The organism is Comamonas sp. wu1-DMT (assembly GCF_040187805.1).
Lineage (GTDB): Bacteria > Pseudomonadota > Gammaproteobacteria > Burkholderiales > Burkholderiaceae_C > Comamonas > Comamonas thiooxydans.
Window position 1 is genome coordinate 1 of sequence record NZ_JBANEM010000035.1, and the last position, 19847, is coordinate 19847.

23 protein-coding genes and 2 pseudogenes are annotated in these 19847 nt (G+C 60.7%); 7 read left to right on the forward strand and 18 right to left on the reverse strand.

Features of this window, described 5'->3' with window-relative positions; translation table 11 throughout:
- A pseudogene (locus V8Z78_RS26165) lies at positions 1-183 on the forward strand (hypothetical protein); the annotation flags it as partial.
- 108 nt (positions 184-291) lie between these two features.
- On the opposite strand, the gene V8Z78_RS26170 reads toward V8Z78_RS26165, so the two are convergent.
- From V8Z78_RS26170 to V8Z78_RS26185, 4 genes are read right to left on the reverse strand one after another with little or no spacing between them, the layout of a single operon-like run.
- Positions 292-768 carry a DUF2269 family protein gene (locus V8Z78_RS26170; protein ID WP_003064146.1) on the reverse strand — a complete coding sequence of 159 codons (477 nt, stop codon included), beginning with the start codon at positions 766-768 and terminating at the stop codon, positions 292-294.
- Complete coding sequence (locus V8Z78_RS26175) at positions 765-1202, reverse strand: DoxX-like family protein (protein ID WP_003064143.1); 438 nt, start codon at positions 1200-1202, stop codon at positions 765-767. Before V8Z78_RS26175 ends, V8Z78_RS26170 begins: the two co-directional genes overlap by 4 nt.
- The gene (locus V8Z78_RS26180) at positions 1195-2079 is read right to left on the reverse strand and encodes an NAD-dependent epimerase/dehydratase family protein (RefSeq protein ID WP_349732448.1); all 885 of its coding nucleotides are present in this window, start codon (positions 2077-2079) and stop codon (positions 1195-1197) included. The genes V8Z78_RS26175 and V8Z78_RS26180 overlap by 8 nt, the downstream gene beginning before the upstream one ends.
- Positions 2080-2126: 47 nt before the next feature.
- Positions 2127-2666, reverse strand: a complete 540-nt coding sequence (locus V8Z78_RS26185; protein WP_012838998.1) for a GbsR/MarR family transcriptional regulator — start codon at positions 2664-2666, stop codon at positions 2127-2129.
- Between the two features lie 231 nt (positions 2667-2897).
- Here V8Z78_RS26185 and V8Z78_RS26190 point away from each other — a divergent pair, with 231 nt between their 5' ends.
- Both V8Z78_RS26190 and rlmD read left to right on the forward strand, forming a co-directional pair.
- Positions 2898-3209 (forward strand): hypothetical protein, encoded by a 312-nt coding sequence (locus tag V8Z78_RS26190; protein ID WP_003064135.1) that lies wholly within the window; start codon positions 2898-2900, stop codon positions 3207-3209.
- 152 nt (positions 3210-3361) lie between these two features.
- The gene (gene rlmD, locus V8Z78_RS26195; RefSeq protein WP_046462783.1) at positions 3362-4861 is read left to right on the forward strand and encodes a 23S rRNA (uracil(1939)-C(5))-methyltransferase RlmD; all 1500 of its coding nucleotides are present in this window, start codon (positions 3362-3364) and stop codon (positions 4859-4861) included.
- 35 nt (positions 4862-4896) lie between these two features.
- On the opposite strand, the gene V8Z78_RS26200 is transcribed toward rlmD, so the two are convergent.
- The 6 genes from V8Z78_RS26200 to V8Z78_RS26225 all read right to left on the reverse strand — a co-directional run bounded on the left by V8Z78_RS26200 (position 4897) and on the right by V8Z78_RS26225 (position 9000).
- Positions 4897-5814: a ZIP family metal transporter gene (locus tag V8Z78_RS26200; RefSeq protein WP_046462778.1), complete on the reverse strand. Its 918-nt coding sequence runs from the start codon at positions 5812-5814 to the stop codon at positions 4897-4899.
- Positions 5815-5817: 3 nt separating this feature from the next.
- Positions 5818-6453 carry a superoxide dismutase gene (locus tag V8Z78_RS26205; RefSeq protein ID WP_003064128.1) on the reverse strand — a complete coding sequence of 212 codons (636 nt, stop codon included), beginning with the start codon at positions 6451-6453 and terminating at the stop codon, positions 5818-5820.
- 32 nt (positions 6454-6485) lie between these two features.
- Positions 6486-7001 carry a DUF2753 family protein gene (locus tag V8Z78_RS26210; protein WP_349732449.1) on the reverse strand — a complete coding sequence of 172 codons (516 nt, stop codon included), beginning with the start codon at positions 6999-7001 and terminating at the stop codon, positions 6486-6488.
- Positions 6998-7498 carry a DUF2325 domain-containing protein gene (locus V8Z78_RS26215; RefSeq protein WP_349732450.1) on the reverse strand — a complete coding sequence of 167 codons (501 nt, stop codon included), beginning with the start codon at positions 7496-7498 and terminating at the stop codon, positions 6998-7000. The genes V8Z78_RS26210 and V8Z78_RS26215 overlap by 4 nt, the downstream gene beginning before the upstream one ends.
- A gap of 310 nt (positions 7499-7808) precedes the next feature.
- Positions 7809-8162, reverse strand: coding sequence for a hypothetical protein (locus V8Z78_RS26220; RefSeq protein WP_057092635.1), 354 nt, complete (start codon positions 8160-8162; stop codon positions 7809-7811).
- Between the two features lie 145 nt (positions 8163-8307).
- Positions 8308-9000: a Bax inhibitor-1/YccA family protein gene (locus V8Z78_RS26225; RefSeq protein ID WP_003053535.1), complete on the reverse strand. Its 693-nt coding sequence runs from the start codon at positions 8998-9000 to the stop codon at positions 8308-8310.
- A 191-nt stretch (positions 9001-9191) separates the two neighbouring features.
- Here V8Z78_RS26225 and V8Z78_RS26230 point away from each other — a divergent pair, with 191 nt between their 5' ends.
- Complete coding sequence (locus V8Z78_RS26230) at positions 9192-9599, forward strand: GlcG/HbpS family heme-binding protein (RefSeq protein ID WP_003053536.1); 408 nt, start codon at positions 9192-9194, stop codon at positions 9597-9599.
- 203 nt (positions 9600-9802) lie between these two features.
- On the opposite strand, the gene hemP is transcribed toward V8Z78_RS26230, so the two are convergent.
- From hemP to V8Z78_RS26270, 8 genes are all read right to left on the reverse strand, one after another.
- Positions 9803-10012: a hemin uptake protein HemP gene (gene hemP, locus V8Z78_RS26235; protein ID WP_003069932.1), complete on the reverse strand. Its 210-nt coding sequence runs from the start codon at positions 10010-10012 to the stop codon at positions 9803-9805.
- A gap of 250 nt (positions 10013-10262) precedes the next feature.
- A complete protein-coding gene (locus V8Z78_RS26240; protein ID WP_039051230.1) occupies positions 10263-10679 on the reverse strand; it encodes an ExbD/TolR family protein in 417 nt (138 codons plus the stop codon).
- A 3-nt stretch (positions 10680-10682) separates the two neighbouring features.
- The gene (locus V8Z78_RS26245; RefSeq protein WP_003069935.1) at positions 10683-11405 is read right to left on the reverse strand and encodes a MotA/TolQ/ExbB proton channel family protein; all 723 of its coding nucleotides are present in this window, start codon (positions 11403-11405) and stop codon (positions 10683-10685) included.
- 23 nt (positions 11406-11428) lie between these two features.
- Positions 11429-12157, reverse strand: a complete 729-nt coding sequence (locus V8Z78_RS26250; protein WP_012838990.1) for an energy transducer TonB — start codon at positions 12155-12157, stop codon at positions 11429-11431.
- Positions 12158-12301: 144 nt separating this feature from the next.
- Positions 12302-12595 (reverse strand): (2Fe-2S)-binding protein, encoded by a 294-nt coding sequence (locus V8Z78_RS26255; RefSeq protein ID WP_034358951.1) that lies wholly within the window; start codon positions 12593-12595, stop codon positions 12302-12304.
- 95 nt (positions 12596-12690) lie between these two features.
- Entirely contained in the window at positions 12691-13818 is a 1128-nt protein-coding gene (locus V8Z78_RS26260; RefSeq protein WP_003069944.1) for an alpha-hydroxy acid oxidase, read from the reverse strand.
- Positions 13819-13962: 144 nt separating this feature from the next.
- A complete protein-coding gene (locus V8Z78_RS26265; protein WP_179626483.1) occupies positions 13963-14643 on the reverse strand; it encodes a Fe2+-dependent dioxygenase in 681 nt (226 codons plus the stop codon).
- A 308-nt stretch (positions 14644-14951) separates the two neighbouring features.
- A complete protein-coding gene (locus V8Z78_RS26270) occupies positions 14952-17204 on the reverse strand; it encodes a TonB-dependent receptor (protein ID WP_349732451.1) in 2253 nt (750 codons plus the stop codon).
- Between the two features lie 368 nt (positions 17205-17572).
- Here V8Z78_RS26270 and V8Z78_RS26275 point away from each other — a divergent pair.
- The 3 genes and pseudogenes from V8Z78_RS26275 to V8Z78_RS26285 all read left to right on the forward strand — a co-directional run bounded on the left by V8Z78_RS26275 (position 17573) and on the right by V8Z78_RS26285 (position 19767).
- Positions 17573-18224: pseudogene (locus tag V8Z78_RS26275) on the forward strand (PepSY-associated TM helix domain-containing protein).
- A gap of 28 nt (positions 18225-18252) precedes the next feature.
- Positions 18253-18774, forward strand: a complete 522-nt coding sequence (locus V8Z78_RS26280; RefSeq protein WP_057092629.1) for a DUF2271 domain-containing protein — start codon at positions 18253-18255, stop codon at positions 18772-18774.
- Between the two features lie 192 nt (positions 18775-18966).
- Complete coding sequence (locus V8Z78_RS26285) at positions 18967-19767, forward strand: DUF4198 domain-containing protein (RefSeq protein ID WP_003069955.1); 801 nt, start codon at positions 18967-18969, stop codon at positions 19765-19767.
- The last annotated feature ends 80 nt before the right edge of the window (positions 19768-19847 follow it).

Genomic DNA, 19847 nt, shown 5'->3' on the forward strand with positions numbered 1-19847 from the left:
GCCGAGATCAGCAAGGCCACGCGCGAACAAAGCGAGGAGATCAGCCAGGTAGGGAAGTCGGTGGCGGACATGGACTATCTGACGCAGCAGAACGCGCAGCTGGTGACCCAGGGGGCGCAGGCTTCCAGCAGCATGCAATGGCAGGTGAAGAATCTTGTGGAAGCGATTGGTGTGTTTCGATAGCCGACGAGTCGCAAAAGGTTGAGACGGCATGGCCGCTATCGCTGCAATGAGCGGGCTGCCGTCCTTCCTGATGAGCGAGGTGTGGACGAGCCGATCATGGCAGGTGTCTCAGCCCCAGAGCTGTGGCTTGTTCACCATCAAATAATAGGTGCCAGCCATGGCCACAAAGGCGGGGTAGCCCAGGGCCTCCCAGCGCAACTGGTATTGCCGGAAAAGCGGCGGCAGGGCCTGGCTCTGGCTATGCGCCAGGGTCGCCATCGCCGCCATGCGTATCTGCAGCCAGACCACGGGCAGCCAGCAGATGCCGGCCAGCGCATACAGGCCGAGCGAAAGCGCGAGCCAGGGAGTGGTGAGCGGCCAGCCTGCGAGATGGGCCATGGCAATGCCCGTGACCGGCTGAATGAAGACGCAGGGAGTAGTGAACCACCAGTCGGCCCGCACCACCAGGCGGCTGACCACTGCCTGGGCAGCGACCGAGCCGCTGCGGTTGGCAAAGAACATGTAGAAGGCCGAGCCGAGGCCGGTGCCGACCAGCAGCACGCTGGAGAGGATGTGCAGTGTCTTGAGCAACAGATAGGTATTCATGATTCAAGCCTGTTGTACGAGTGATCTGTTTGCAGCAAGAACCACAGCATGGCGGCGATGGGCAGGTTCTTGAGCAGCGGCCCCAGAGGGTGCAGCCACAGCGTGGGTTGAAGAGCCGTGCCGATCACGGTCATGGCCGTCATCAGCAGCAGGGCGCTCAGGTAGATGGCGCGGCCTGGACGCAGCAGCAAGGCCAGACCCAGAGCCAAATCGGCCAGCAGGCCGGACCAGATGAGCAGTGCCTGCCAGCGTGTATCGCCAATGCCGCCCTGGTCCAGCAAGCGGGTTCCTTCGTGGTTGAGGCCCGAGAGTCCGAGATAGTCCAGTGCGCTGACCAGAGCCGTGCCCAGCCAGACGACGACCAGACTCGCGTGCATGAATTGGGCAGCTTGCTTCTGCGGGTTGGGTCTGCTGCTGTTTTGCAACTCAGGCATGGCGGCGGCCTTCCTTGGGCAAGGTGGCCAGCATGGCATCCGGAGCCACGGGAGCGCGCCCCAGCAGCGAGGCCAGGGTCTGAGGATCGGTAACGTTGTCGTTTTCCAGCAAGGCCATGGTTTCACTGCACCAGGGCAGGGAAGGGATCTGGTCGCCGACTCTGGCGCTGCCCTTGCTCATCCAGTCGGGCAGGGCATATACCGATGCCTGGCCGTAACCCATCTGGTTGCGCAGGCTGGCGATGAAGGCTTCTGTCGAAAGTGGCTGGGGGCCGCCGATTTCGACGATACCTTCGGAGGTGTCCGATGTCGCCATATGCGCGAGCACTTCGGCGAGGTCGCGCACGGCCACGGGCTGTATCTGGCTGCTGCGCATGAGTTCGGGCAGCAGCAGAACGGGCAGCCTGGCCAGATTCAGGAACAGCTGGCTGCTGGCTCCGCCCGCACCAAAGATGATGCTGGGTCGCACGACAACGGGATGGAGCCCGCCTTGTCTGCCCAGCGCCAGCAGATGCTCGTCGGCTGCGCGCTTGGTGCTTGCGTACTGGGTGCCGCCCTGACCCGCGCCCAGGGCCGAGACCTGCACCACGCGGCGCACGCCGGCCTGGGCACAGGCATCGAACAGCGCGATGGGAGCCAGAGAGTGCAGGGTCTGCAGATCCTGGTCGGGCTTGTCGCGCAGAGCACCGACGGCGTTGATGACGGCATCGATGCCCTGCAGATGCTCAAGCCATGCCTCGGCTGTGGTGCAGGTGCCAAAGTCCAGCGGCGGCTGGCTGTGGCGGCTGCGCACCACGGGGTCGTGGTCCAGCAGGGCCAGCGCATTCACGATATGTCGGCCCAGAAAGCCTGTGCCGCCGCAGATCAGAACTCGCATACGCTACTCCTTTGCAGTTTTCTGCCTTGACAGAATTCAGTTTGGCTTCAATCGTTGCCGCCATCCTTGCCTCGGACAAAGCGCTGGACGCTGGCGCCAAGGCGCAGGATCTTGTCCAGCGTGGCTGGAGACAGGCGCAGCATTTCGTCGGTCCAGATGCCCAGCGAATCCATGAGGCGCAGCGTCTCGTGCACGCGGTCCTGGGCATCGGGCGTTTCCTGCTCGAATTCGGGCTGGGCGATCAATTCGCGCAGCAGTGCGCTGGTGGGGTCGAACTCGCGCTGCTTGCGCTCTCGCACAATGGTGCGCAGCAGCTCCCAGACATCGGCCGAGGTCTCGAAATACTCGCGCCGGTCACCGCTCTTGCGGCTGCTGCGAATCAGGTTCCAGTTCAGCAGCTCCTTGAGGCTGTTGCTGACGTTGGAGCGTGCCGCGCCCAGGGTTTCGCAGATTTCGTCGGCATTGAGGGGACGGCCATGAAAGAACAGCAGTGCATGAATTTGTGCCACCGTGCGGTTCACGCCCCAGGCGTTGCCCATATCTCCCCAGTGATGCACAAAGCGTTCAGCGATAGGACTCAGTTGCATGAGATGAAGTGTGGTCTTGCTTGAAATTTCTGTCAATACAGAAATTTATAATCGTGCGAATGCCCGAGCGGGATCCGCAAGGTGCTTGTACAGGCTGTGCGCATAGGGGGGCATGGCGGCAAGCAATTTTCTCGCAATGAAGAAATTTCGCATCGACCCGGTCGCTGCGTCGCTACTCGTAAAATAGCCGCATTACAGGGGCATGGAGCCCCGTCAGGGAAGGGAGAGTTCATGACCGCTGCATCCGTCCTGCGTGCCGCCTTGGTTCTGTCGGCCTGTGCTTGGGCCCAGGTCGCATCGGCTGCCTGCTATTTTGTCTATGCACCCAATAACGAGCTGATCTATCGCTCCAATGTGGCGCCGGTTGACCTGTCTCTGCCCCTGCATCAGACGGTGTCGCAACTCGCCCCCGGAGCCCGCATGTTTTTCTCGCTCGACGAGTACAACTGTGCCACCGAGGTCAACCTGATCGCCGAGCGCGCCCAGATTGCTGCGGCGCGCAATAGCCGCGAGCGCAGGCTGCGTGAAGAGCAACGCTTCTGATTGCATAGCTGTCAGACAAGCTTCGGCGGCACATTGAGGCTTGATTTTGCCTTGCAGAGGGCCTATCGGCTGGGCGCGTGATATGGGCGCCCATGCAGTTTTTTGCCGTGGTCGGCTCTCGGGTATGGGGTGGCCTGAGACAATCGGGCACCATGAGTGAATCCCGCGACAACAAAATTCCCGAAAACCTGCCCGAAGTCCCGTCTGATGCCCCGGCGCTGCCCGAGGGCTGGCTGGAAGTGCTGTCCATGGACATGGATGCCCAGGGCGTAGCCCGCAAGCCCGACGGCAAGGTGGTCTTCATCGACGGCGCCCTGACCGGTGAAATCGTCAGCGCCAACACCCATCGCAAGAAGAACAACTGGGAAGCGGCCACGCTGACTGAAATCCACCGCGAGTCCTCGCAGCGTGTGACGCCCGGCTGTCCTAATTTCGGGCTGCATGCCGGCGCCTGTGGTGGCTGCAAGATGCAGCATCTGCATGTGGCGGCCCAGGTCGCCATCAAGCAGCGTGTACTGGAAGACAACCTCTGGCATCTGGCCAAGGTCAAGCCCGAGACGCTGCTGCGCCCCATCGAAGGCCCGGCCTGGGGCTATCGCTTTCGCTCGCGCCTGTCGGTGCGCTATGTGGCCAAGAAGGGCAAGGTGCTGGTGGGCTTCCACGAGCGCAAGAGCCGCTACATCGCCGACATGGAGGTCTGCAAGATTTTGCCGCCCCATGTGGACGCAATGCTCATGCCCATGCGCGCACTGATCGCCAGCATGGATGCGCGCGAAACCTGTCCTCAGATCGAAGTGGCTTGCGGCGACCATGTCACTGCCCTGGTGCTGCGTCATCTGGAGCCTCTGTCGGATGCCGACAAGCAGCGCCTGCGCGACTTTGCTGCCGAGCAGAACGTCCAGTGGTGGCTGCAGCCCAAGGGTCCGGATACCGTGCACCTGATGGAAGAAGGCGGTACACAGCTGTCCTATGGTCTGCCGGACTTCGGCATCACCATGCCGTTCAAGCCGACCGACTTCACGCAGGTCAATCCACATATCAACCGCGTGCTGGTCACGCGCTCGCTGCGCCTGCTGGATGCTAAAAAGGACGAGCGCGTCATCGACTGGTTCTGCGGTCTTGGCAACTTCACGCTGCCCATTGCCACCATGGCGCGCGAGGTACTGGGCATTGAAGGTTCGGAAACCCTGGTCAAGCGCTCGCACGAGAACTATGCGGCCAACAACGCCACCCGCAGCGAAGACGACAAGCTGGCTTCCACCAGCTTTGTGGCGCGCAATCTGTTCGAGATGACACCCGCCATGCTGATTGCCGACGGCAACTCCGACAAGTGGCTGGTCGATCCTCCGCGTGAAGGTGCGTTTGCCCTGTCCAAGGCACTGGCCGATATTCACCAGATCCGCATCGGCGCCAAGCAGACCGGCGTTGCCAGCGAAGAGCAGCCCGATTTGCTGCCTCCGCTGCCCGAGGGTCAGGAAAGCTGGCAGTTCCCCAAGCGCATTGTCTATGTGAGCTGCAACCCGGCCACGCTGGCGCGTGATGCAGGCTTGCTGGTGCACCAGGCCGGCTATCGCTGTGTGGCGGCGGGTGTGGTGAACATGTTCCCGCATACGGCGCATGTGGAGTCCATGGCCGTTTTCGAGCGGGCATAGCAAGCAAGCCCTGAACTGCGCCTGAGCGGCGCAGTTCAGCCGCCAAGCGACGTATCCAGAATCATCATCAGCACAAAGCCCAGCATGAGTCCTGTGGTGGCCCAGGCTTCATGGCCCTTGCGGTGGGATTCGGGAATGATTTCGTGGCTGATGACAAACAGCATGGCCCCGGCTGCAAAGCCCAGGCCCCAGGGCAGCAGCATGGTGGAGCTGCTGACCACGATGGCGCCGATCACGGCGCCCAGAGGCTCGACCAGCCCTGTCAGTGCACCCAGCACTACCGCAAAGCCTCGGGTATAGCCGGCAGCCAGCAAAGAGGCTGCGACCACGAAACCTTCGGGTACATCCTGTATGGCAATGCCCAGCGTGAGCGAGCTTGCGCGCAGCCCCTCGTTGGCTGCATAGCCCACGCCGATGGCCAGACCTTCGGGCAGGTTGTGAAGGGTGATGGCAATCACAAACAGCCAGGTGCGTCGCAGCTGGCGGGCATGGCTGCCTTCGCGGCCTTTGATGAAGTGCTCGTGCGGCAGCAGGCGGTCCATGGCCAGCAGAGCGGCACCGCCGAGCAAAATGGCGACGCCGATCATGGCGCCGCCCAGCCATTCGCTGCTCCCGCTCGGGGTGGCGGCCCTGGCGGCTTCCAGTCCGGGCAGAATCAATGAAAAGGCGCAAGCGGCCAGCATCACTCCTGCGCCAAAGCCAAATAGAGTGTCCTGCGTGCGCTCGGATGGATGTTGGGTCAGCAGCACAGGAAGAGCGCCCAGCGCCGTTGCCAGCGCCGCCACGCTGCCGCCCAGCAGAGCATTCAGTGCTGCGGGATTGCTCTGCAGCTGTTTCCAGAGCATGGATGCCAGCACCAGAGCGCCGGCCACAGAGATCAGCAGCCCGAGTCTGGTCCTGAGCGGCAGAGGGGTATGGCTGGAAGAGGCGGTCTGCAGTCCGTCCGGGCCCATGGTTCAGCTCCTGACAGCCTGGGTGGCGGTAGCGAAGCGGCGCGCCACTTCGTTCCAGTCCACCACGTTGTAGAAAGCGGCGATGTATTCGGGACGGCGGTTCTGGTATTTCAGGTAATAGGCGTGTTCCCAGACATCCAGGGTCAGGATTGGTGTGTTGCCGCTGCCAATGCCAGGCATCAGAGGGCTGTCCTGATTGGCGCTGCTCTCCACATGCAGCTTGCCGCTGTAGTCCACGCTGAGCCAGGCCCAGCCGCTGCCGAAGCGACTGATGGCGGCCTTGGTGAACTCGGTCTTGAAGTTCTCGAAGCTGCCCAGGTCCCTGTCAATGGCTGCCGCAAGAGCGCCCTGCGGCAGGCCGCCCCCTTTGGGAGACATGACTTGCCAGAACAAGCTGTGATTGGCATGGCCGCCGCCATTGTTGCGCACGGCCTGGCGCAGCGGCTGAGGCAGCGATTCGATCTTGACGAGCAGATCGTTCAGCGGCCATTGCGCGTACTCGCTGCCTTCGAGTGCCGCGTTGAGGTTGTTGACGTAGGTCTGGTGGTGCCTGGAGTAGTGGATCTCCATGGTTTGCGCATCGATATGCGGCTCCAGCGCCGCGTAGTCGTAGGCCAGTGGAGGCAGGGTGTAGCTCATGAGTAAAGCCTTGGCAGTAAGAGAGAAGGGAGTCAGTGCAGTGATGAATGCACAGGCTCGAAGCTGGCAAGGCGGGTCTGCCTGTCGCTGGCGGGGTGAGTGAGAGGGAAAGCGGATGTCGAGGCGCAGACGCCTGCGACGGCATGAGGGTCTGCTGCGCCATGCTCGGCCCGTGCAGCCAGAAGCTGCGGTAGATGACGGTGTATCGCCAGATTCATGGACTGGCTGGTGGAGTCCTGCTGCAGAAATGGCATCAGGGCTTGTTGCGCCTCATGCAGGCATTCAGATGCTGCTCCCGGCCGATCTGCTTCGGCGAGGGCATCTGCCAGATTCAGGTGGGCAACGACAAAAGCGGCGATGCGGTCATCGTCGGCAATATCGCCGGGCTCCGCGACCAGCAACTGCAAGCCTAGCTGTTGTGCATGTCTATAGTGTTCAAGTGCTGAGAGATGGCGATGCTCCAGCGTTGCAGCCAGTGCTGTGCGGGTCTGCTGCTTCCAGGCAGACAGCAAATCTGCAGCCCAGGTTTTTCCTGTGCCGTGGCTCATGGAGCACCCTCGATGCAGGCTTGGGCAGCAACGACCTTTCCGTTCTCTCCCGATGGGTGAATGCGAACCACCCGCAAGGCGGTCGGCTGATCCACCAGCAGGCAGGTCTTGCCGGTGCGCTTGCAGTGATCCTTCACGCGCCAGTAGGCTCCATCGCTGATGCAACCTGTCTGGCAAATCACCAGGTCGGCGGCGTGCAGACTGTCTTCCAGTAGCTGCTGCTCGGACAAGGCCTGGGTGTCGGTATCCTCAACCAAAGGCCAGTCGATGCCGGACACTGTCTGTTCAGTTGCAGCTTGAGGTTCTTGCTGCAGCAGATTCAGTGCCATTGCCTGGGCCAGGGCGTGGCGCTGCTCACGCTCCCAGGCAAGAGCGCTGTCGCGGACAATGACCTTGGCCCTGAGCTGTACGAGCTGCTGCCGGAGTGCTTCGACTTCCCGTGCCAGCGACTGCATCTGTGCCGTGCAGCGGGTCTGCACTTCCGTATAGGTCAGCATGAGGGCCTCATGCTCAAGGCGTATTTGGTTGAAGTCATCATCTGGCACGGCAGTCTTGTCCCCATGGTTGAGAGCACAACAGAACTTGTCGCTGGGATGCGCGTATGTGCGGCTAAGAATGGAATCAATAGTCAATGAATATAAATGAGAATTGTTTGTATTCAAAGTCCATAAAGGAAATATGACATCAGAGGTGCTTGCCGTGAGAGATGTCGAACATGAAAAAAGCCGTAGCAGTGTTGCTACGGCCTGTGGGGGCGTTGGCTGGCACTGGCCCGGAACTCATGATCCGGGCCTGGCACAAGCGATTTCAGCTGCGGTTGCGACTGGCGCTGTTTTCGGGCTCCGCAGTGCTGCGTTTTTCGGCTGCGCTCTGACCCAGTACGGAAGGTACGCCTTCGATCTTGTTGGAGCGCATGTATTCATCCATGTCCTTCCAGCCCGCAAACACAAGCGCCTTGGGTGACTTGGGGTTGAGGACGTAGCAATCCTCCAGCCCGCGCATGGCATGCCGACAGGCACCACCAATGGCCTTGGCTTCGGACTCGCGCGCCACGGTGCGTGGGTCTGGACCCAGGCCCGGAATGTCTTCAATCTTGCAGCCTGCCAGTACCAGAGGCAGCAGGGCAATGGCAAGTGCGCGGGGAAGGTGGTTTGGCTTCATCTTGTCTGCTTATCGGCAGCGGCAGTCGGAAATTTAGGCCATGACTGAAATATCCATCAATGCGATGACCGCGCTTGACGTCAAGGTTACCGGAAACAAAAAGGAGTGCGCAAGGCACTCCTTTCTGCTTGGGTGGTGGCGAGGTTTAGTCGCGGTCGCCGCCCATGATACCCAGCAGGGCCAGCAGGCTCTGGAACACGTTGAACAGGTCCAGATACAGGGCCAGGGTGGCACTGATGTAGTTGGTTTCGCCGCCGTCGATGATCTGCTTGAGGTCATACAGCATGTAGGCGGAGAAGATACCGATGGCCAGCATGGAGATGGCCATCATGCCTGCCGTGGAACCCACGAAGACATTGATGATGGCGCCTACCATCAGCACCAGAGCACCCACGAACAGGAACTTGCCCATGCCCGACAGGTCGCGCTTGATCACGGTGGCCAGCATGGCCATCACGAAGAACACACCAGCGGTGCCGGCAAAGGCGGTCATGATCAGCTGGGTGCCGTTGGAGAAGCCCAGAATCATGCCGATCAGGCGCGATAGCATCAGGCCCATGAAGAAGGTGAAGGCCAGCAGCACGGGCACGCCAGCGGCGCTGTGCTTGGTCTTTTCGATCGCGAACATGAAGCCGAAGGCGCCGACCATGAACACGATCAGGCCCACGCCGCCCGTCAGCGCGCGAGTCATGCCAGTGGCTACGCCCAGCCAAGCGCCCAGCACGGTGGGGATCAGGCTGAGTGCCAGCAGCCAGTAGGTATTGCGCAAGACACGGTTGCGCTCTTGCTGCGAGACACCGTAGCCCGCAGAGCCCAGTGTGGTGACTTGTTCGTTCATGTAGCCATTCCTCCTTCAGGAATTGTGTGTTGAAACATTGTCATTCTAGGTGGGGGTCTTGAGAAGCCTTTGCAATACCCCGTTGCAATGCGGCAGTTTTAGGATGGAATGTTTTTCACATCGCATCTACTTTTGCCTGCAAAGTACAGAATATGCTTGCTGCATTGACAATCCAACGGAGCTTTTATCTTATGAAGACCAAGCACGAACTCGAACTGGCCGATGTGAAAGCCATCGCTGCGGCTGCCGAAGCTGAAGCACTGAAGAACAACTGGCCCGTGACGATCTCCATCGTGGACGACGGCGGCCATCTGCTGCTGTTGCAGCGTATGGATGGTGCTGCTCCCATCTCTTCGCATATCGCCCCCGCCAAGGCACGCTCTGCAGCCGTGGGCCGCAAGGACACCAAGGCTTTTGAAGACATGATCAACAATGGCCGTACCGCTTTCCTGAGCGCTCCGTTTGTGGACGGTCTGCTCGAAGGTGGCGTGGCCATCGTCAAGGACGGTCAGGTGCTGGGCGCTGTGGGTGTCTCGGGTGTGAAGGCCAACGAAGACGCACAGGTTGCCAAGGCCGGCATCGCAGCCCTGGGCCTGTAATGGCTTGATTTCTGCCGCTGCAGCGGCAGAGTCCAAAACAAAACCCCTGCCGCTTGATGCGCGCAGGGGTTTTGTTTTGGTGGGTTGCGAATGAGGAAAAAACGCGTGGCTATGTGAAGCGTAAGCACAAGAGAGGGCAGGTGCTCTACAACGACTATGGCTGGCGAATCGACACTTGCAGTGTCGCCCCACGATGAAACGGTTTATTTGGTCAGAATGAGCTTGCCCAGCTTGGTGGCCTGCAGGCGATAAGGAGTGCCGTTGTGCAGGATGGTGACTGCCTTCTGGCCGTTGAGCAGCAGGGCGCTGTCCAGGCCCAGGCTGGAGCCGGAAGCGGCTGAGGGGGTTGCAGCAGCCATGGAGGGGGTGCTACGGTTGTTGGGCTGTGAGGTCGCAACAAGCGGTGCAGACATGCCGTGATTCCTTAAGATCAAAAACTTGTGTAATGATAACAATTCTCAATTGAAAAGCAAGTGATACTTAATCTCATTCGCAAAAAACTGCCATTTATTTTTCATGTGGAATCTGTCCCGCCGCATCTGAGGACTTGTGCCTGCGGTCCATCAGCAGTTTGTGCCTGTGCCGGGCGGCTTGAGTGCTGTTTTGATGCAGGTTCCACAATAAAAAAACGGCCCTTGAGGGCCGTTTTTTGCAAGCATGGGCTTATTTGGATGGGTCGGTCACAAAGCCTATTTTCTTGACGCCAGCGCGCTGGGCGGCGGCCATGGCCTGGGCCACGCGCTCGTAGCGCACTTCCTTGTCGCCGCGGATATGCAGGTCGGGCTGCGGCTCCTTGGCGGCCTCGGTCTGAAGATTGGTCTCCAGTTGCTCGTCACCGATTTCCTGGCCGTTCCAGGAGTATTTACCGTCGGCCGTAATGCCCAGCTGCACGGTGGCAGGCTTGGTGTCCTCGGGCTGGTTGGTGGCGCGGGGCAGGTCCACGTTGACCGAGTGTTTCATCACGGGCACGGTGATGATGAAGATGATGAGCAGAACCAGCATGACGTCCACCAGAGGCGTCATATTGATCTCGTTCATCACATCATCGCTGTCCCCATCGTCCATGGTTCCGAATGACATGGCTTAGGCGCCTTTCTTCAGGGGCAGCACATTGCCAGAGACCTGGCCGTCCACGGAAACGCGGGCACCGGTCACGAAGTAGGCGTGCACGTCGTGGGCGAAGCTGTTGAGGGCGTTCAAAATGCCCTTGTTGCCACGTACCAGAGCGTTATAGCCCAGCACGGCGGGGATGGCGACGGCCAGGCCCAGAGCGGTCATAATCAGCGCTTCGCCGATGGGGCCGGCCACCTTATCGATGGATGACTGGCCGGACATGCCGATGGCCACCAGAGCGTGGTAGATGCCCCAGACGGTGCCGAACAGGCCGATGAAGGGGGCGGTCGAGCCCACGGAGGCCAGAATGGCCAGGCCGGATTGCAGGCGGGCCGTGAATTCGTTGATGCCGTTGCGCAGGCAGCGGGTCACCCAGTCGCTGATGTCCAGCGTGTCATGCAGATGGACGCTGGTCTTGCGGTGGTGGGCGGAGGCTTCACGGCCTTCGAGCACCATGAAGCGGAAGGGGTTCTGCTTGTCGTCACCCAGCTTTTCCAGGCCGGTGGCCAGATCGGGGCTGTGCCAGAAGTCCTGCGCCTGGGTGGCGAACTTCTTGAATTTCACAATATCCAGCGCCTTGAGAATGATGACCAGCCAAGAGGCCACCGACATGACCAGCAAGATGATGGCCACGCCTTTGGTCACGAAGTCGCCCTGTGTCCAGACGTGGGCAATGCCGAATTGGGATTCCATGGGTACTCCTGAGAACTGCAGATTTATTTGAGAACAAAGTTGATGGGCACGATGTGCCACATGGGTTCGGCCACGCCGTTGCGCTTGCCGGGGACAAACTTCCACTGGCGCACGGTGTTGACGGCGGCGTCATCCAGGCGTTCAAAGCCGCTGGACTGCTTGATTTCGATTTTCTCGGGCTGGCCCTGCTCGTTGATATAGACGCGCAGCAGCACCTTGCCTTGTTCCCCCATGCGCTTGCTGACCGAAGGATAAGCGGGAGCGGGGTTGTTCAGATAGGCCGCATTGCTCGATGGCTGCTCGATCTTGGGCGGAGCTGGTGGTGCGGGAGGCGCAGGCGGAGCCGGAGGTGCCGGGGGCGCGGGTGGCGCCGGTGGTGTCTTGTCCGGTTTGCTGTCGCTGTCCTCCAATGCCCCCTGAGGTGCAGCCGGTGCCGGTGTCGGGTCCTTGATGGCCTTGGGCAGCGGAGTCTTCTTGACCTCGGGCTTGGGCTGCGGTTTGGTCTCGGGCTTGGGCGCTGGCGCCGGAGGCTTGGGTGGAGGGGGAGGGGCCGGCGGGGCAGGTTCGGCAGCCGGCGGTGCCACAAACTGGGCAATCACGCTGGCGGGAATCACTATCTCTGGCGGCTTTTGCTGTGCCAGGCCATGCTGCATGGCCCACAGGGCGGCAGCGTGCACGACAACCACAGCACCAGCAACTGCCATATTGCGGCTCGGGCCGCTGGCAGGTGCAAATCGATCAGACTGGGACATAAGAACGAGAAGAGCAACCAGCGCAGGCTGGGATCAGAAAGGAAAAGCGCTGGTCAACCGGCAATAGCAGGCACAGGAAGCAGGGCACGCAGACAGGATCGCATCATTCACGCAGGATCCACCAGGTGCATACCATCACGAGAATCAGACTGCCAAAGACGGCTGAGAGGACGGAGAGGTGGGCCATGCTTTGCTTTCCAGAATGTTGGTGGCAAGCTGAACCGTCTGCACCGACGCGCAGGATTGCGCTTCGTTGTGGATGGCCGCGATCGGATGGCTTGCACTGCACTGGGCGACGACATCGCGTGCGCAGCCTTCGCAGCGCCCGCATTGTGTGGCAACACCCAATTCAAACTGGATTTCGTCAAAGCTCATCCCCGCATGCGCGTGGCGTGCTATTTCTCGGTCAGAAACCCGGCGGCATACACAGACGATCATGGCTACAGGCAGTTGTTGCTGGCTATTGATGTAATAGGCGGAGTATAAATGAGAATCCATCGCATTTGCAATGCATGCCGCCAAATTACGCACAATCAGCAAGTGGTTAAGAGCCGGGCCCCGATCTGATCGAGGCTGGCGCAGCCGGTCTGGGCCATGGCCAACTCCAGCTCGACGCGCAGCAAATACAGCATATGGGCCACCCCCACCATACCGGCCACCGCCAGGGCATGCATCTGCGGCCGGCCCAGCAGCACGGCGCTGGCACCCAGGGCGATGGCTTTGAGCACATCGGTGCCCTGGCGCACGCCGCCATCCATCAGCAGCGGGATATGGGCAGGCGTGGCCGCGCGAATGGCAGGCAGCACTTCGAGGGCGGAGACGGCGGTGTCCAGCACGCGCCCGCCATGGTTGGAGACCACGATGGCATCGGCCCCCAGCTCCACGACTTGCGCGACGGCACGGGCCGAGAGCAGGCCTTTGACGATCAGCGGCAACCGGGTTTGCTGACGCAGCCAGACCAGGTCGTCCCAGGTGGGCGCGCCTCGGGCCAGCTCGCTGCCGAACAGAATGTGCTCGCTCATCAGATCGCCGGTCTGCCGTTGCTGGGGAATGCCACGCAGATTGACGGCCTCCACGCCTGGCGGCAGCGGGTAGCTGGAGCGCTTGATATGGGCGTCCACCGTCCAGACCAGGGCCTGATAACCGGCATCTTCGGCGCGGCGAATCAGCTGCAGCGTGTGCTCGCGCGTTGGCTGCTGGTAGAGCTGGAACCACAGCGGGCCGCTGCGCCCCAGCTCCTGCGCTGCAGCTTGCGCGGCCTGGGCGATTTCCTCCAGCGTGCAGCTGGATAGGGTGCTGACCACCATGCCGGTGCGCATGGCCATGGCCGCGCGCACTGTGGCGAGCTCGCCTTCGGGGTGCGCCAGCCGCTGGTAGGCGACCGGTGCCAGCAACAACGGCCAGTCCAGACTCTGACCCAGAAGGCTTTGCCGCGTATGCGCGGAGGACAGATCGGCGAGCGGCTCAGGACAGAGACGGATACGGTCGAAGGCCTGGCGGTTGTGGGCCAGAGTCAGACCCTGGTCCGCACCGCTTTCCAGGTGGGCCCAGGCCTGAGCCTCCATATGCTCGCGGGCCAGCCGGGCGTAGTCCGCCAGGGAGCCTATCTGCGCGGAAATCTGCGTCAGTGGCGGTTTGACGGGCTGGCCTGCGGCATTCAAAGGTTCAACAGTCATAAATCAAGCCGGTTGGATTGGGATGAGGCAGCAAGGCAGGCATGGCTCGGTGGGGAGGGGGCAGCCAGCAAAGGCAGCCCCAGCAAAGGCTGCCGTCCTCCTTGGGGGGCGGCAAAGCCGCTCAGGAAGCTAGCTTTCGGACCACATGCGCAAGAGATTGTGATAGGTGCCCGAGAGGGCGGCGATGCGCGGATGCTCGGGCTGCTCCTGGGTGAGTTGCTGAATGCTCTGGTCCAGATCAAACAGCAGACGGCGCTGCTCTGCCGACTTGACCAGACTGTGCGTCCAGAAGAACGAGGCATAGCGTGTGCCGTGCGTCACGGGGTTGACTCGGTGCAAGCTGGTGCCGGGGTAGATGATGGCATCGCCGGCCGCGAGCTTCACGCTTTGCTGGCCGAAAGTGTCTTCCACCATCAGCTCGCCGCCTTCGTATTCGTCGGGGTCGCTGAAGAACACCGTGGTGGAGACATCGGTTCTGACCTTGATGGCCGTGCCCGGAATGGTGAAGAAGGCGTTGTCGATATGGTTGCCATAAGTGCCTCCACCCTCATAGCGATTGAAGCGCGGCGGCAGGACCTTGAGCGGCAGGGCTGCCGACATGAACAGCGGGTTGCGGCCCAGCCGGTCCAGGATCAGATCGCCTATCTGCTGGCCGGTCTTGCTGTCCAGCGGCAGTTGCAGATTGCTCTTGACCTGAGCGGCCACGTGGCCGGCCGTGGTCTTTCCGTCCTGCCAGCTGGCGGCTTCCAGAGCCTGACGGCAGTGGCGTACTTCATCGGGAGTGAGCAGGCAGGGGATGCGTAGCAACATGGCAGGAGTGAGGCGATATCTATCTGTTGATGATCCGGGTTACATCATTAACCATAGCTGGTAGCGCTTGATGACTATAGATTTCAATGACTTATTGGCTTGAAAACATTTGTGGACAGGCGCTATAAGCTATGGTTTTGATGGCAAAAATCAGGCTTTGCGAGCGGCAATGCGCTTGACCCGCCAAGTGTGCATGTAAAAAGCCCCGCTGGCATCAGAGGCCTGCGGGGCTTTGGGGCATGGTTTGCAGCCAGGCTGCGCCAGATCAAGCGCAGGCAGGACAGCCATTGCACCTGTCAGTACATGAATTAGTACGTGAACTTGAGCGAGGCCACGGCCGAGCGGCCAGCGCCCATATTGGCGTAATGAGGCGAGCGCACGCCGGTGTAGTACACCTTGTTGCCCAGGTTGTAGACGTTCAGCTGGAAGCTCAGGTTCTTGTCGATCTGGTAGGCCATCATCGCGTCGTAACGGGCATAGCCGGAAGCGCCCTTGGTCACGATGCCCCCCTTGCCTTGAATGTAGCTGGCAGCAACGTCGCTCTGAGCATAGATACCCAGGCCCAAGGTCAGCTTGGCCATGGGCTTGTAGCTGGTCCACAGGCTGAAGCTGTGCTTGGGCGTGTTGTAGAAGGGCAGGCCATTGCGAACATCGTCCTTGCCCATGTTCTTGAATTCGCTATCCATAAAGGTATAGCCGCCGAACACGCTCAGATTGGACAGGATCTGGCCGGTAAAGCCCAGTTCGATGCCATTGACTTCCTTGTTGCCGCCCATGTACGTGCCGGTTGCATCGCTGATGCGCACATTGGTCACTTCATTGCGGAAGACTGCGGCAGTCAGGTTCAGCTTTTTGTCCAGCAGGTCCCACTTGGTGCCCAGCTCGATGGACTTGGTCTTTTCCGGCTTCAGGCTGATCAGCGCATCGGTGGTCGTGGTCAGGTCCTCGCTGCCGTTGCCCAGAGTCGAGCCACCGGGGCGCGAAGAGGTGCCGATGTTGGCGTAGATGCTGCCATTGGATGCGGGCTTGTAGACCACACCCAGCTGGTAGTTGAACATCGTATCGCTGCGGCTCAGGTCATACGCCGGGTAGGCGCTGGCGCCACGGCCGCCGGCGGGGCCGGAAGCGTTGAGCTTGTAGTGGTCCACGCGCAGACCTGCATTCACCAGCCACTGCTCGTTGAGCTTCAGAGTATCAAAGCCGTAGACGGCAATGGTGTCGATTTTGTTGACGGTGGATTGCGCAGGCAGTGACCAGGCAAAGTTCCAGGGGGCATTGGCACCGCTGGGGTTGCTCAAAGTGGTGCACCAAGGATCGGAAACACCTGTGCAGGTGCCGCCGCTCTGGATGGCGCCCGAGCTGCCGTCAGCCTTTTCCTTGGACAGTTCCAGACCGAAGGCATAGCTGTGGCCGATGGAGCCGGTCTGTTCCTTGCCGGTAAATTCGGTCACGTTCTGCAGTGTGGTGGTGTCATAGACGCGGTAGTTGCCGCGGCGCCAGACATAGCCATTTATGGCATTGCCCTTGGAGTCGTCGGGCTGGGTCCAGACGTAGTCCTGCTTGGTCTTGCTATAGCGCAGGCTGTTGCGGATCTTGTTGGTGTCGGTGAACTTGTGGGTGACCGAAGCGGTGAACAGATCGCTCTTTTCCTTCTCGAAATCACGGTTGTGCAGGCCGTACCAGTTGGCGCGGTCGTTGCCATAGGTGGGACGCACGGTGCTGCCGCCGGGCAGGGTGGCCATGGCGGCATTGCTGTACAGATAAGGCACGCCGCCGTCGGGGGTGTTGTCGGTCTGCAGATGCTGCCAGGACAGGGTCACTTCGGTGGGGGTGCCCATGCCGAAGGTTACGGTGGGTGCAATGCCCCAGCGCTTGTTGTCGGGGCCGTTGCGGCCGGGAACGTCGGCGCTGTGGCCCATGGCATTCAGGCGAATGCCGGTGGTTTCGTTGATCTTGCGGTTGATGTCCAGCGTGCCGCGCAGATAGTTGTCGGTGCCCAGACCCACGTCGCCAGAGATGAAGTTCTCGTTCTTGGCCTTCTTGGTGGTGATATTGATGGAGCCGCCTGCACCGCCGCGACCTGCGTAGGCCGAGTCTGCGCCCTTGATGACTTCCACGGCTTCGACGTTGAACAACTCGCGCGTGCCGGCGGCGATGTCACGCATGCCGTCCACAAAGGTGCTGGACTGGGCGTCCATGCCGCGAATGAAAGGCTGGTCTCCGGTGGGATTGCCTCCTTCGCCGTTGCCGAAGGTGATGCCGGGGGTGGAGCGCAAGGCATCCTGCAGGCTGGTGGCACCGGTCTGCTTGATGATCTCTTCATTGATGACCTGAACGGTCTTGGGCGTGTCCAGCAAAGGGGCGGTGAACTTGCCTTGCGGGCTGGCTTCGGTCTTGAAGCTGGCGTCGGCAGAGGCTTCCACATTCACGGTGGACAAGGTGGTTTCCTGTTGAGCCATCGCGCTGGCGCCAATCAGGCACAGGCCTGCGGCAATCACGATTTGCTTGAGCTCGCAGCGCAAGCCGTTGGAGTCGGTCGGGGTCAGATGGTTGTTGGACATGCTTTTGATGAAGAGTCGATTTTTTGAAAAAGCGTGCGGATTCTAGGTGATATTAATAATAATTCTCGATACCATTCAATAATGAGTGCCGGCAGTCTACGTTTTGTTGCAGTGAGGCAACAGATTGTTGAGCCGAGGGCGTGCAGAGGATCGCTGGAGTCGGTCGAACCACGGGTTTGCTGAGGTGGCAAGGGCCCTGGACGCGAGGGCGCTTTGTTTACGTCAAGTAAAGTAAATAAAAGTGAGATGCATTTAGAATTTGGCGCAACTAGAATGCCGCCTTGCTGTGCAAGCAAGGCCGGGCCTTGTGGCGCTATGTCCCAAAGGTCGGCTCGGCCCGGCGGCGATGAAACCCCAGAAAGTTCTGAATGACCGCGGCTTCCTCCAACGCCCCGCAGCGGGCGTACTGGTTAAAAAAAATTACATGAGTGGCACTGGATCAGCTCCGCCGTCTGCCTGATCGGCATGCTGCTGTTTGCCGTGACGGGATTTACCTTGAATCACGCGGGGCAGATCGAGTCCAAGCCCAAGGTCGAGTCGCGTGATGCGCAACTGCCTCGGGAATTGCTTGAAAAACTGCAGCAAGCCCAGAAGCAGGGCGTGGAAGCGGCGGACAAGAATGCCGTGGGCTTGCCTGCCGAGGTGGATGGCTGGCTGGCTCAGCAGATCAAGGTCAGTGCCAAGGGTTTTGCCGTGGAGTGGAGCGAAGACGAGGCTTATGTGCCCATGCCGCGCCCGGGCGGCGATGCCTGGCTGCGTGTGGACCTGAAGGAGGGCTCGGTCGAGTACGAGAAGACCGACCGGGGCTGGATCTCCTACCTCAACGACTTGCACAAGGGACGCAATACGGGCGGAGCCTGGAGCCTGTTCATAGACGTCTTTGCGATTGGCTGTCTGGTGTTCTGCATCACGGGTCTGCTGATCCTGAAGATGCATGCGCAGCGCCGGCCCATGACCTGGCCCATGGTGGGTCTGGGGCTGGTACTGCCGGCCCTGCTGGTGTTGCTGCTCGTGCACTGAGACCAAGAATTTTGTGAAGGAAGAGAAAATGGCGAAGCGGATTTTCAAGACCACGGTGGCGCTGAGCGCCGTGGTGGGCCTGCCGGCAATCGCGGGCGGCATGAATGTGGCGGTGACCGTGCCCCAATTGCAGGTGGCCGAATACCACAAGCCCTATGTTGCCGTGTGGCTGGAAAAGGCCGATGGCGGCGTGGCAGCCAATCTGTCCGTCTGGTACGACGCAAAGATGAAGAATGCCGAGGGCACCAAGTGGCTCAAGGACATGCGCCAGTGGTGGCGCCGTACCGGTCGCGAGCTGAGCTTTCCCATCGACGGCGTGACCCAGCCGACCAAGCCCGTGGGCAGCCATGCGCTGTCCTTTGCCGAAGGCAAGAACCCGCTGCCCCAGTTGGCTCCCGGTCAATACAAGCTGATGGTGGAAGCTGCGCGTGAAGTCGGCGGCCGCGAACTGGTGTCCATTCCCTTCGAGTGGCCCGTCAAACAGGCCACCAGCCTGAGCGCCAATGGCAGCACCGAGCTGGGCGCGATCAAGCTGGAATTGAAGCCTTGATCTTGATTCTCACCCCCTGAGCGGCCTCGCCGCTTCCCCCTCTCTCGCTTCGCGGGAGGGGGACGACACCCTCGGTGCGGGGCGGCCCTTCCTTGGTGTTTCTTGTCTGCGTAGCGCCAGTTTTAGGGTGTTGCTTAGCCGTCACACCTCTCTCTTTTGATTTGTCACCCTTTCTGTTTTCAAGGACCTGATATGAAGTTCCAAACTCGTGCCATCGTCGCTGCAACTCTGGCTCTGGCTGCCCTGGGCGCCCAGGCGCATGATCTGTGGTTCAAGCCTTCCAGCACCGTGCTGTCCAAGTCCGACTGGGTGACGGTGGATGCGGCCGTGTCCAACGATGTGTTCTTCTTCAACCACCGTCCGCTGGGTCTGGAAGCCGTCAAGGTGACCGCACCCGATGGCGCAGCCGTGGAAATGAAGAATGTCGCCAAGGGCGAGTTGCGCAGCATGTTCGACTTCAAGCCAGAAAAGACCGGTACCTACCGCGTCACCATGCTGATGACCGGCGTGATGGGTGGCTACAAGGATGCCAACGGCCAGCCCAAGCGCCTGCGCGGTTCGGTGGAAGAAGTGCTCAAGCAGATTCCTGCCGATGCCAAGGAAGTGCGCGTGACCGAGAATCTGCGCCGCATGGAAACCTTTGTGTCTCTGGGCAAGCCCTCGGCGCTGGCGCTGACCGGCAAGGGTCTGGAGCTCAAGCCCGTGACTCACCCCAATGACCTGGTGGCCAGCGAAGAGGCGACTTTCGAATTCCATCTTGACGGCAAGCCCGCTGCGGATCTGGAGCTGGAGCTGGTGGCCGACGGTATTCGCTATCGCGACGGTGTGGACGCCATGAAGCTCAAGACCGATGCCAAGGGTCAGGTCAAGATCAAGTTCCCCCGTGCAGGTCTGTTCTGGCTGAATGCCGATGCCACGGACAAGAAGACCAGCATTGCCAAGGCAACGGAGCGCCGCCTGGGCTATATCGCGACTCTGGAAGTCCTGCCTTAAGCGTTGGCGCTTGATGGATTGAATACGCGCCCGCTCCGGGCGCGTCGTTGTTTTCGCTGCTGTTTTCGTCATTGTCTGGA

Excerpts from the sequence above, each read along its gene's own strand:
- V8Z78_RS26280 (WP_057092629.1), top strand. The coding sequence starts at position 18,253 with ATGGCGAAGCGGATTTTCAAGACCACGGTGGCGCTGAGCGCCGTGGTG.
- V8Z78_RS26190 (WP_003064135.1), top strand. The coding sequence starts at position 2,898 with ATGACCGCTGCATCCGTCCTGCGTGCCGCCTTGGTTCTGTCGGCCTGT.
- V8Z78_RS26225 (WP_003053535.1), bottom strand. The coding sequence starts at position 9,000 with ATGAACGAACAAGTCACCACACTGGGCTCTGCGGGCTACGGTGTCTCG.
- V8Z78_RS26215 (WP_349732450.1), bottom strand. The coding sequence starts at position 7,498 with ATGCTGACCTATACGGAAGTGCAGACCCGCTGCACGGCACAGATGCAG.
- V8Z78_RS26270 (WP_349732451.1), bottom strand. The coding sequence starts at position 17,204 with ATGTCCAACAACCATCTGACCCCGACCGACTCCAACGGCTTGCGCTGC.
- V8Z78_RS26185 (WP_012838998.1), bottom strand. The coding sequence starts at position 2,666 with ATGCAACTGAGTCCTATCGCTGAACGCTTTGTGCATCACTGGGGAGAT.
- V8Z78_RS26285 (WP_003069955.1), top strand. The coding sequence starts at position 18,967 with ATGAAGTTCCAAACTCGTGCCATCGTCGCTGCAACTCTGGCTCTGGCT.
- V8Z78_RS26220 (WP_057092635.1), bottom strand. The coding sequence starts at position 8,162 with ATGAAGCCAAACCACCTTCCCCGCGCACTTGCCATTGCCCTGCTGCCT.
- V8Z78_RS26180 (WP_349732448.1), bottom strand. The coding sequence starts at position 2,079 with ATGCGAGTTCTGATCTGCGGCGGCACAGGCTTTCTGGGCCGACATATC.
- V8Z78_RS26255 (WP_034358951.1), bottom strand. The coding sequence starts at position 12,595 with ATGATCGTCTGTGTATGCCGCCGGGTTTCTGACCGAGAAATAGCACGC.
- V8Z78_RS26250 (WP_012838990.1), bottom strand. The coding sequence starts at position 12,157 with ATGTCCCAGTCTGATCGATTTGCACCTGCCAGCGGCCCGAGCCGCAAT.
- hemP (WP_003069932.1), bottom strand. The coding sequence starts at position 10,012 with ATGTCTGCACCGCTTGTTGCGACCTCACAGCCCAACAACCGTAGCACC.
- V8Z78_RS26175 (WP_003064143.1), bottom strand. The coding sequence starts at position 1,202 with ATGCCTGAGTTGCAAAACAGCAGCAGACCCAACCCGCAGAAGCAAGCT.
- V8Z78_RS26265 (WP_179626483.1), bottom strand. The coding sequence starts at position 14,643 with ATGTTGCTACGCATCCCCTGCCTGCTCACTCCCGATGAAGTACGCCAC.
- V8Z78_RS26200 (WP_046462778.1), bottom strand. The coding sequence starts at position 5,814 with ATGGGCCCGGACGGACTGCAGACCGCCTCTTCCAGCCATACCCCTCTG.
- V8Z78_RS26230 (WP_003053536.1), top strand. The coding sequence starts at position 9,192 with ATGAAGACCAAGCACGAACTCGAACTGGCCGATGTGAAAGCCATCGCT.
- V8Z78_RS26205 (WP_003064128.1), bottom strand. The coding sequence starts at position 6,453 with ATGAGCTACACCCTGCCTCCACTGGCCTACGACTACGCGGCGCTGGAG.
- V8Z78_RS26170 (WP_003064146.1), bottom strand. The coding sequence starts at position 768 with ATGAATACCTATCTGTTGCTCAAGACACTGCACATCCTCTCCAGCGTG.
- rlmD (WP_046462783.1), top strand. The coding sequence starts at position 3,362 with ATGAGTGAATCCCGCGACAACAAAATTCCCGAAAACCTGCCCGAAGTC.
- V8Z78_RS26240 (WP_039051230.1), bottom strand. The coding sequence starts at position 10,679 with ATGTCATTCGGAACCATGGACGATGGGGACAGCGATGATGTGATGAAC.
- V8Z78_RS26210 (WP_349732449.1), bottom strand. The coding sequence starts at position 7,001 with ATGAGCCACGGCACAGGAAAAACCTGGGCTGCAGATTTGCTGTCTGCC.
- V8Z78_RS26245 (WP_003069935.1), bottom strand. The coding sequence starts at position 11,405 with ATGGAATCCCAATTCGGCATTGCCCACGTCTGGACACAGGGCGACTTC.